This is a genomic window from Haloplanus ruber, from assembly GCF_024494725.1.
Classification (GTDB): Archaea; Halobacteriota; Halobacteria; order Halobacteriales; family Haloferacaceae; genus Haloplanus; species Haloplanus ruber.
This window is the reverse complement of record NZ_JANHDK010000004.1, coordinates 351,370-360,117: the sequence shown is the minus strand read 5'-3', so window position 1 is coordinate 360,117 and position 8,748 is coordinate 351,370. Positions and strand designations below refer to the sequence as shown.

Genomic DNA, 8,748 nt, shown 5'->3' with positions numbered 1-8,748 from the left:
GGCCCCGCTGTCCACCCTCGCGCGTGGTACCGCGAGTTCCGCGAGCTCGTGTTGACCGCCGCAGTCTACAATCTCGAACAGGCCCTCAAACAGTGATCCCGACGCCATCATCGGATTCAACAAAGCACTATATTCAGCAAGGGCATCGTCTCAGTTGCCGAGAATTCGACAGGGCTCTCTATTCAGGTATCTCGTAGCAACAGAAGTGTCAGGCCGGTGCGGGCTCTTCGCCCGATTCTCCGCCGGCGAGTTCAACGTCGAGGAGAATCCGCTCGTAGGGCAGGTACGGCCGCTTCGACTGCCCTTCGTCAATGACGAAGAGGAGGCCGTAGTCTGCGAGCAGGGAGACGTCGTCGTGAACCGTCCGGTAGTCGCGGCCGAGATCATCGGCCAGTGCTGAAATGCTCTCGGCAGCACCGTCGGTATTCAACAGCGTCCGGAGGAGTTCGATGCGGCGGTCGGTCAGAATCTTCCGCAGCTCTCCGACCGTCGCGAACGACACGACTGCCGGTGTCGATTCCCCGTCGGCAACTGTGTCGACAGCCTCGAGCGTGTCCTCGCGGGCCTCATCGAATGACTCGACAGTCACGCGAAGGATGTCTGGATGCGGACGGTCACGGGGGTCGCTGTACTTGTCGGGCCAGCCGTCGGCGGTGTGATCAGTCATGGTTCGTGTCCTCGATATCGGTGAGGTGGCCGACCTCCTGGAGGAAGCGGGCGACGTGCGCACTGATGTTCTGGAACGGAATCTCGGAATCCTCGCCGAATCGAACGTGTCGGTGGTGCCAACCGAGATCGTCGTCATCGTGCGCGTTGTCGTAGCGCAGGAACTCGCCCTCTTCCGGGTGGTAGTACTGGAACCGGTAGAACCAATCGCCGGGATACTCGTCGTCGCGGATCGCGAACAACTCCACGCGGCCACCTGGGACGGCGCGGTTGAGCTCAATCGGTTGGTTCTCCGGCATCCTGCTATCCGATATGGGCTATGTGGTCATAGGACATAAAGATTGGTGGAGCCGTGTTATGACGGGATTTCAGCCGTCGTTGAGCAACTTCCCACGGCGCCGACGACCATCGCGAACGACAACTGCTGGAGAGCGCAGGGGCTCCCGTCTCAGTCTTAACTACATTATGGCCGAGTGTTGGTTAGAAATCGTCGACAGTATTCGGAGAGATCACTCTTCCTCGACGACGTCCGCCTCGGTCGGGGGTGCGATCTCCACCTCACGCGCCTCGCGATCGAGCGTTTCAGCATCGATGCCGGTCGCGTCAGCGAGCAACTCCGTCAGCTCCTCGCGGGAGGCCGCGTCGGCGTCAGCGTCCGCGTTCCGGCTCATACCTCCATCTACCGGCGGCGAACGGATAAAGCTAGGTTCTCGTTCATCACCGTCAGGTGTCCACCGCGGCGGGCTCCCCGGCGAGTGATTCCCTTCGAAGACATCGACAAAGTAGCCTGCCTCAGCGTCCAGGTAGTCGACACAGCCGCGGATTACGGTCCCACGGTTCACTAGGAGTGAGACGTGTCGAAGAGTGAGGTGCACCTCCTGACCTCCCCGACGGTCGATATCGACGTGCAGCCCTTCATGATAGACTTTGTGACCGGTGGAGGCGGTCTCATTGTGATCCATCCGGGCGATGGCGTCCCACTCGACGGGTGTCGTCGCGGTCTGGTAGTGCAGCTGGACGAGGAAACGCGGGATATACCCCGGCTGGCGGTCGAAGCCGACCGTGAGGGCGCAGTCTGCTCGGGTGGTAGCGACGTGTTTCGAGACGTCGAATCTTGACGGGGGCGGGGAAAGTCATGTTCGTGTCTCTCGAATCGTTCCATCTCCGTCCCGAGTGAGGCCCTCGCAGTGGGGGCAGACACGAGGCTCGTCGACGCTGTCGGGGGTAAACACGCGGGCGTAGCGTTCGGTGACGTGGGCACCGCAGTTCTGGCACTCTGGCACGGTCACTCGCCTCCATCGTCGTCAGCGTCCTTGAGCAGTGCCCGCGCGATCCGCACGGTCGTGTTGAGTCCCGGATCGGCGGCGAGGTCGCCGGCGGGGTCGAGGTGATCCGGGTCTGAGTCCGGGACGCTGGCGTCAGTGTTGTCGTCAGTCATTCTCTGCCACGAGCGTCCAAACGAGAGAATTGCCGACCATCTTCGCCTCGACTTTTCCCTCCTCCCGAAGCTGCCGAAGCCGATAGTCAGCGCCCTGGCGAGTTACGCCGACAGCATCAGCGACCTCCTTTGTCGACGCTGGAGAATTCGCCCGGACCGCCTCGAAGTAGTCTTCTTCCGGGTGGGTCACAGTCCCTGCACCTTGCTCCATGTAGGAAACAGTATATCTCCGATTCCTTATTTCTTGCTGCATAGCAAGTAATGGGGGCAGACCGGCCCTTAGGGCGATTTATTCGCCCGCCTGCTGGACAGGCGGGCTGGCTGTTTCGAATGGACGACACAGCCATGACGGACTTCGACTCTGGGGTACTTCAACGTACCCCCACGACTGCGAGCATCAGGGGCGCTTCGAGGTAGTAATTGACAATGTCGACATCGTGGTAGATACAGTCAGGGATGAAATCCTAGCACACTCAGTTGACGTGCTCAGGAAAAATGGGGTGCTCGTTTCAGTCGTTGGACAACCATCCGGAGTGCTCACCACCAACCACGATATTGATATACAGGCGGTGAGTGGGCAGTCGAGTTCCCCATCGCTCCTAACAACGATTAGCGAGCTGATTGGCGCCGGAGAAGTGCACCCCACGATCAGTGCCGAATTCCCACTCGAAATTGCAGCCCATGCACACGAAGTAGGTGAGACAGAGCACGTACAAGGGAAACTTGTTCTCAGGGTAGCGTGATTCGATGTGTCGTACATTGAATTGAGATCCACAGTCAGTATCGAGTGGATATGCTATTTTCAATTCTCGTGAATATGATAGAATTAGAACTACTCCTCCAACACCGATCGGCATGACCACCGGCCCTGTAGCGGATGACTTACGGTGAGACGTCAGTGAACACTCAAAGTCAGCTAACAGATTGGAGACGGAATGTGTTCATTGTTGGGCCTCCAGAATTCGACATACGGTAACCTCGGCAAGCTGTGTGAAACCCACTGTATCCGGCATAACATCAACAGCGATCCCATGCTTGTCGACAGCACGTTTTGTCGGTGCTCCTATCGTTCCAACAATCGACTCCTTTAGCTCGCGTTGTAGTGCAGCGACAACGTCACGTTCAGTCGCGATTTGAACGAAGTGCTCAACCGTCTTTGGCGAGGTGAACAGTATGCCGTCCAGCTTACCGTCTACCGCAAGTGAAACTGACTGTCCCGCAGTCTCCGGTCGTTCCAAGCGATATAAGCATGTTTCGCTGACAATTGCACCAGCTGCTTCCAGTCCTTCAACAAGTACCTCGCTACCGTGTGCACTCCGAGCAAGTTCAACGGTTTGTCCCTCGACATCAGTAGATAACTCGTCGACGAGCCCTGTGGATGTGAACGTCGATGGAACGATATCGACTGAATAGCCCTGATTGCGTAATGCGGTTGCAGTTTGATCTCCGACAGCACAAACGGTGGTTCCTTGCTGTTTCCATCCCGCTGTCGCAGCTAGATCGACACTGGTCTCGCTTGTGAAGATACAGTAATCCGCATGTTGGGGAACCTGACCGGTCGGTGTGATTGCCAGCATCGGGTCTGGAATCGGGGATACACCGAGTGACTGGAGATACTCAACCGCCTCAACGATACGGCTGTCGTCGGGTCGGAGAACAGCCACCGTCGGCTGGGACATATTGAACAGTTAGCCGATGCTGGACTTGTGTGTATCGAGAACTGGTGACCAGTCTCGAACGATTCAAACCGGCATCCTGCTAATTGCCGGTATGGACGACGAGTCTCACGACCACGTTGTTCCGGGAAGTGATGAAGAGTTGGCCACGCCAGACGTGCAGGGCTACGACTTCAGTGGCGAATTCGATTTTCAGGAGATGCTGGAAGCGTATGCAACGACGGGCTTTCAGGCGACGCAACTCGCAGAGGCCATCGACATCGCCGAGCAAATGCAAGACGCCGATGCCACGATCTATCTCACATGCACGTCGAATATCATCTCGTCGGGATTGCGTGAAGTCGTCGCCTACCTCGTTCGTGAAGGGTACGTCGACGTGCTTATCACGACCGCGGGATCGCTAGCGGAGGATGTTATCAAAACGGCGAAGCCGTTCAAAATGGGAGAGTGGGATGCGGACGAGGCCGCGCTCCGGGAACAAGGAATCAACCGTCTTGGGAATCTCTTTGTTCCTTCCGACCGATACGTCTGGTTGGAAGAGTACCTGTACGACTTCTTCGAGGAGTTCTTTGCCGAGGAAAAGGTTCGGACGCCGACAGCGTTTGCCCGCGAGTTAGGGGAGACACTCGACGATCCGGATTCGGTTCTGAAACAAGCAGCGGACCACGACGTTCCCGTGTACTGTCCGGCACTGACAGACGCCGAGGTTGGGAACTTCCTCTATTATTACCGACAAGGATACGATTCGGAAGTTGGCATCGAGATTCTCGACGACTACGACTCGCTCATCGAGGACGGGATGCTCGCCGACACGACGGGTCTGATCGCAGTCGGAGGGGGCGTCCCGAAACACCATGCGATCATGACGAATCTGTTCCGCGGCGGGGCGGATTATGTCGTCTACATCTCGACTGGTATGGAAGGAGATGGCTCACTCTCTGGAGCGCCCCCGAACGAGGCAGTATCATGGGGGAAAATCAAAGACGATGAGCAGACGAACTACACGCAGGTCGAAGCAGAGGCGACGCTCGTCTTCCCACTGCTCGTGGCGGGTGCTTTCAGCGAGTGAGCGTGATCTGCTGATAGAGATTCAAGCGCATACCTCCGTCTTCAGGCGGAGGTTGAGCGACACTCGGCCCGCTCCTCCCGGAAGTTTAAAATCCGTGGCCCACGTTCCCACGGGTGCTACGGAATTGGTGAGATGCCGTCCCCGAACCACAAGGGGTGGCGAACCAGCGGTGGTTCGCACGGCAATGACACGGATTCCGACGGGGCCTCATTGGCCGGGCCACAGCCCTACGAGGGAGACAAACGAGAGTTCCGCCGGTGTGCCGCCGGTTCCCTCCGAGCGCGGGTTGGAACCGAAGGGCATCGACCGCCCGAATCCCGTGGTGGGATTCCCGCGTCTTCAGGCGCGGGAGGAGGTCAAACTTGGCGGTCGACCGTTTACTCCGAGTGAGCGGGAGATCCAAGTTGATCGTTGCCTTCTCTGGAGGCGGTCGCAGCCACCTGATCTCCGTTCGCCGGGAGCAGGCGGCGCTTCGAGTTGAAGACGACAATGAGACTGCTGATAGCCATCATAACGGCGGCGATCAACGGCGTGATTACGCCAACTATTGCCAGTGGGAGTGCGATCGCGTTGTAGCCAGCCGCCCAGAGGAGGTTCTGTTTGATTCGGCTCCGAGTGTCACTCGCCAGTCCGAAGAGTTCGGGAACAGCGCCGAGACGGTCGTCCAGCACCACCGCATCGGCCGCCTCAATCGCAAGTTCGGTGCCGCTTGAGACCGCAATCCCGAGGTCTGCGCTGGCGAGTGCGGGCGCGTCGTTCGTCCCATCACCGATCATCGTTGTTGTTCCGCGCTCGCGGAGTCCCTGGACGATTGCTTCCTTGGACTCGGGGCGCACGCCTGCAAATACGTGATCGATCGCTGGATGGTTCGCGAACGTCTCGGTCATCCGCTCGTCGTCGCCGGTCAGTACGACGATTTCTCGACCCCCATCCGCGAGATCGGAAACCACACGGTCCCAGTTCTCACGGGGCGTATCTCGGACCGTGACGATCCCGTGGACGACGCCTTCCCATGCGACCGCCGTGGGATGCGTGCCCGACTCGTAGGCGTCCGTGACGGCGGCCTCGATATCCGCAGAGATCGTCCACTCGTCGTCGGTGAAGGAGTCGGGATGGCCAACTATCACGCGGGTATCGTCGACGAGCGCCGATACGGTACGGTCGGAACGCTCGAAGCTCGATACCGAGCGTGTGGTTGGCGGGGCGGCGTCGTCGATCGCAGCGGCGATAGGGTGGCTCGATCGGCGCTCAACGGCAGCCGCCATTGCAAGCACTTCGTCGGGGGTGTCGCCAACGACGTCTGCGAGTTTCATTTCCCCCGTTGTGAGTGTCCCTGTCTTGTCGAATACGACGATTGAGGAGTCGTCGATCCGTTCGAGTACCGTCTCGTTGAGAACGAGCATCCGATTGTCGGTGGCATCGCGAGTGGCCGCCGCGAGGGCAAGCGGGGTCGCGATCCCGAGTGAGCACGGACACGAGACCACTAACACGGAGACACCGACCAGTATGGCTGTGTTCAAGTCGTTGCCAAGGGCGAACCAGCCAGCGGCAGTCAGCGCGGCGAGTCCGAGTACGAGCGGGACGAACAGCACTGCAAAGCGGTTGACAATACGCTGGACGCCCGTTGCCGAACTCTTGACGTTCCAGAGGAGTTCGACGAGACGATCCATCGTGCTGGTGGCATCTGGGCCAACTTCGACGACAATCGCGCTGTCAGTAAGGATGGATCCGCCGAGTACGCTGTCCCCGACGGATTTGCGTTGCGGGAGCGATTCGCCTGTGACGAGCGCCTCGTCGATCGCGGCAGTCCCGTCGACGATCTGGCCGTCGACTGGGATCCGTTCGCCAGGTTTGACTAACAGCTGATCGCCGGGCTCACACTCTGCTATTTCGATGGTTTCGGTGGCCTCGCTGCCGTTGTCGAGCCGGCGGGCCTCATCAACGCGTGAATCAGTGAGGTCAGCGCGATTGCCGAGCGCAGCGCGTTTGACTTGTGACTCGAGATGGTTGCCGATAGTGACGATCGCGAGCACCATCACTGCGACGTCGAAGTACGGGTCGCGTCCGCCCGTGAGATAGGTGGCCATCGAGTAGAGATACGCGGCGAGCACTGCGATGGCGATCAATACGTCCATATTCGGGCGACCGACTTTCAAGCTCACGTAGGCACCGCGGAAGATCGGGTATCCAAGCCCGATGACAATGAGCGTGCTCCAGACCGCTAGCGGCCCGAACACCATCGCCTCAACGGTACTCCCGTAGAGGAAGCTCTCAGGGTAGATGCCGAGATACACTGGATAGATGAATAGGACGTAGAGAATCAACACAGGCATCATCAGTAACGCCGCGAGCACCGCACGGTATTTGCCGAACTCAACGCGTGAGCGCAGCGAGTCGTTTTCCTCGTCGGGACCGTGGGCCTGATAGCCCAGTCGACTTAGTGCAGCGGCGATCGTGTTGCGATCGATACGGTCTGGATCGTACACCACCTGCGCCATTTCAGTCGCGTAGCTCGCACGCGCCTCATGAACGCCCTCCTCTTCCTCGGCAAGGAGTTCGATGAAGCCTTCGCAGGTCTGACAGTGCATGCCGTCGATCGAGAGATACGCCGTTTCGGCATCCTCAGGGACATCGGGTTGAGAATCCCCGGCCTCGACACGGTCACGGACGGCCGCAATCGAGAGGTCGACATCCTCACCGTTGTCAACCAAGCGTGCAACCTCCAGACAGCCCCGACAGCAGAATTTGCTGTCGGTGTTCTCGTCGGTGATTGGGTCTTCGACAGGGAGCTCACAGAGTGTGCAGGTGGACATGTTACGCAACTGCCTCCGAGCCGGCGATCGGTTGATAGTACGGGATGTCGGGCAACGGGAGTATGACGCCAAACCGCATGAGTCCCATCGCTAACAGGACGTATCCGAGCCCGATGAACAACACACCGAGTCCATAGTGGACCACCTGTCGCTGGCGGGCGCTCACGGACTGGATTACCGTTCCGTAGAGGAACACGCTGGGGATCGTCCCAAGCCCGAGCGCGCCGAGCGAGAGGAGGCCATATACAGGCGATCCCTGTGCGAATGCGTACAGGAATGCGGGATAGAGAAGCATACACGGCAACAATCCATGAAGCGCGCCGAGACCAACGATACCGACGCCGTTGACCCAGCGGTCGATCCGCGTTGAGATGACTGTGTAGGTTCGCGCGAATACTGATCCGATACCAGTATCGGCAATCACACCTTCGACGGCTCCTTGTTGATAGCCGGCTAACCGTGTAAATCCCATACCGAGGATTGCCACGCCGATGCAGATGCCGACGATACCCTGGACTGGCCCGAGAATTCCGGCGAGGCCGATGGTTCCGTAGAGCAGCGCGCCGGCAGTCCCGAAGACAGCTCCGATAAGAGCGTAGCTCATCGTCCGGCCGAGGTTGAACAGCGTGTGCTGACGCACTTCATAGAGGGTGAGTGCGCCCGACCAGCGGTCATCGGTTTCCATTCTCTCGGCGTAGGTTGTAACGAGCGGACCGCACATTCCAATACAGTGTGCACCGCCGAAGAGGCCAATCAGGAAAAACACTACCAGTCCGTAGCCGCTTGTGACACCAATCTCACTCAGTTGTACTAGGACTGCCGATCTCATACTCGAGGCTGGCAGAGCCAGCATAGATTAGAGTATACCAATCGTCGTGTGTAGTGGGTTTCGGTTCAGGCCGTGACTTCGAGGATCGGTAATATGAATCAATACAGGAAAACAGGGGTCGCTTGGAAGATTTCTCAGACATGGAATACCAGATCCGATTAGCTACTCGAGAAGATGCACCACCCATCCGTTCTATCTATGCCCCTTTCGTCGAATCGACACAAATTCCGTTTGAAGTTGACCCACCAACGACTACA

General features: G+C 58.6%; 11 protein-coding genes and 2 pseudogenes. 3 read left to right on the top strand and 10 right to left on the bottom strand.

Features of this window, described 5'->3' with window-relative positions; all coding sequences use genetic code 11:
• Nucleotides 1-96: pseudogene (locus NO878_RS14730) on the top strand (IS5/IS1182 family transposase); the annotation flags it as partial.
• Nucleotides 97-208: 112 nt separating this feature from the next.
• Here NO878_RS14730 and NO878_RS14725 read toward each other — a convergent pair.
• The 7 genes and pseudogenes from NO878_RS14725 to NO878_RS14695 all read right to left on the bottom strand — a co-directional run bounded on the left by NO878_RS14725 (nt 209) and on the right by NO878_RS14695 (nt 2,315).
• A complete protein-coding gene (locus NO878_RS14725; protein WP_256406721.1) occupies nt 209-667 on the bottom strand; it encodes an HVO_A0114 family putative DNA-binding protein in 459 nt (152 codons plus the stop codon).
• Nucleotides 660-914: a toxin-antitoxin system TumE family protein gene (locus tag NO878_RS14720; protein WP_256406720.1), complete on the bottom strand. Its 255-nt coding sequence runs from the start codon at nt 912-914 to the stop codon at nt 660-662. The genes NO878_RS14725 and NO878_RS14720 overlap by 8 nt, the downstream gene beginning before the upstream one ends.
• A 261-nt stretch (nt 915-1,175) precedes the next feature.
• The gene (locus NO878_RS14715; RefSeq protein WP_256406719.1) at nt 1,176-1,337 is read right to left on the bottom strand and encodes a hypothetical protein; all 162 of its coding nucleotides are present in this window, start codon (nt 1,335-1,337) and stop codon (nt 1,176-1,178) included.
• 144 nt (nt 1,338-1,481) lie between these two features.
• A pseudogene (locus NO878_RS17340) lies at nt 1,482-1,700 on the bottom strand (DUF7718 family protein); the annotation flags it as partial.
• 99 nt (nt 1,701-1,799) lie between these two features.
• The gene (locus NO878_RS14705) at nt 1,800-1,955 is read right to left on the bottom strand and encodes a DUF7563 family protein (RefSeq protein ID WP_256406729.1); all 156 of its coding nucleotides are present in this window, start codon (nt 1,953-1,955) and stop codon (nt 1,800-1,802) included.
• On the bottom strand, nt 1,952-2,104 hold the full coding sequence (locus tag NO878_RS14700) for a hypothetical protein (RefSeq protein WP_256406717.1): 153 nt from the start codon (nt 2,102-2,104) through the stop codon (nt 1,952-1,954). Before NO878_RS14700 ends, NO878_RS14705 begins: the two co-directional genes overlap by 4 nt.
• A complete protein-coding gene (locus NO878_RS14695) occupies nt 2,097-2,315 on the bottom strand; it encodes a FaeA/PapI family transcriptional regulator (protein ID WP_256406716.1) in 219 nt (72 codons plus the stop codon). The genes NO878_RS14700 and NO878_RS14695 overlap by 8 nt, the downstream gene beginning before the upstream one ends.
• A gap of 28 nt (nt 2,316-2,343) precedes the next feature.
• On the opposite strand from NO878_RS14695, the gene NO878_RS17335 reads away from it, so the two are divergent.
• Nucleotides 2,344-2,847: a zinc-binding dehydrogenase gene (locus tag NO878_RS17335; protein ID WP_424020095.1), complete on the top strand. Its 504-nt coding sequence runs from the start codon at nt 2,344-2,346 to the stop codon at nt 2,845-2,847.
• Nucleotides 2,848-3,045: 198 nt separating this feature from the next.
• Here NO878_RS17335 and NO878_RS14690 read toward each other — a convergent pair whose 3' ends face one another.
• Nucleotides 3,046-3,783 carry a uroporphyrinogen-III synthase gene (locus NO878_RS14690; RefSeq protein ID WP_256406715.1) on the bottom strand — a complete coding sequence of 246 codons (738 nt, stop codon included), beginning with the start codon at nt 3,781-3,783 and terminating at the stop codon, nt 3,046-3,048.
• A 91-nt stretch (nt 3,784-3,874) separates the two neighbouring features.
• Between NO878_RS14690 and NO878_RS14685 the strand changes: the two genes are divergently transcribed.
• Nucleotides 3,875-4,849, top strand: a complete 975-nt coding sequence (locus NO878_RS14685; protein WP_256406714.1) for a deoxyhypusine synthase — start codon at nt 3,875-3,877, stop codon at nt 4,847-4,849.
• 377 nt (nt 4,850-5,226) lie between these two features.
• On the opposite strand, the gene NO878_RS14680 is transcribed toward NO878_RS14685, so the two are convergent.
• A complete protein-coding gene (locus tag NO878_RS14680; protein WP_256406713.1) occupies nt 5,227-7,662 on the bottom strand; it encodes a heavy metal translocating P-type ATPase in 2,436 nt (811 codons plus the stop codon).
• 1 nt (nt 7,663) lies between these two features.
• Entirely contained in the window at nt 7,664-8,515 is an 852-nt protein-coding gene (locus NO878_RS14675) for a sulfite exporter TauE/SafE family protein (protein WP_379824219.1), read from the bottom strand.
• Nucleotides 8,516-8,748 lie beyond the last annotated feature (233 nt).

Coding starts and splice junctions, on each gene's coding strand:
- NO878_RS14680 (WP_256406713.1), bottom strand. CDS start 7,662: ATGTCCACCTGCACACTCTGTGAGCTCCCTGTCGAAGACCCAATCACC.
- NO878_RS14700 (WP_256406717.1), bottom strand. CDS start 2,104: ATGACTGACGACAACACTGACGCCAGCGTCCCGGACTCAGACCCGGAT.
- NO878_RS14675 (WP_379824219.1), bottom strand. CDS start 8,515: ATGCTGGCTCTGCCAGCCTCGAGTATGAGATCGGCAGTCCTAGTACAA.
- NO878_RS14685 (WP_256406714.1), top strand. CDS start 3,875: ATGGACGACGAGTCTCACGACCACGTTGTTCCGGGAAGTGATGAAGAG.
- NO878_RS14715 (WP_256406719.1), bottom strand. CDS start 1,337: ATGAGCCGGAACGCGGACGCTGACGCCGACGCGGCCTCCCGCGAGGAG.
- NO878_RS14695 (WP_256406716.1), bottom strand. CDS start 2,315: ATGGAGCAAGGTGCAGGGACTGTGACCCACCCGGAAGAAGACTACTTC.
- NO878_RS14690 (WP_256406715.1), bottom strand. CDS start 3,783: ATGTCCCAGCCGACGGTGGCTGTTCTCCGACCCGACGACAGCCGTATC.
- NO878_RS14725 (WP_256406721.1), bottom strand. CDS start 667: ATGACTGATCACACCGCCGACGGCTGGCCCGACAAGTACAGCGACCCC.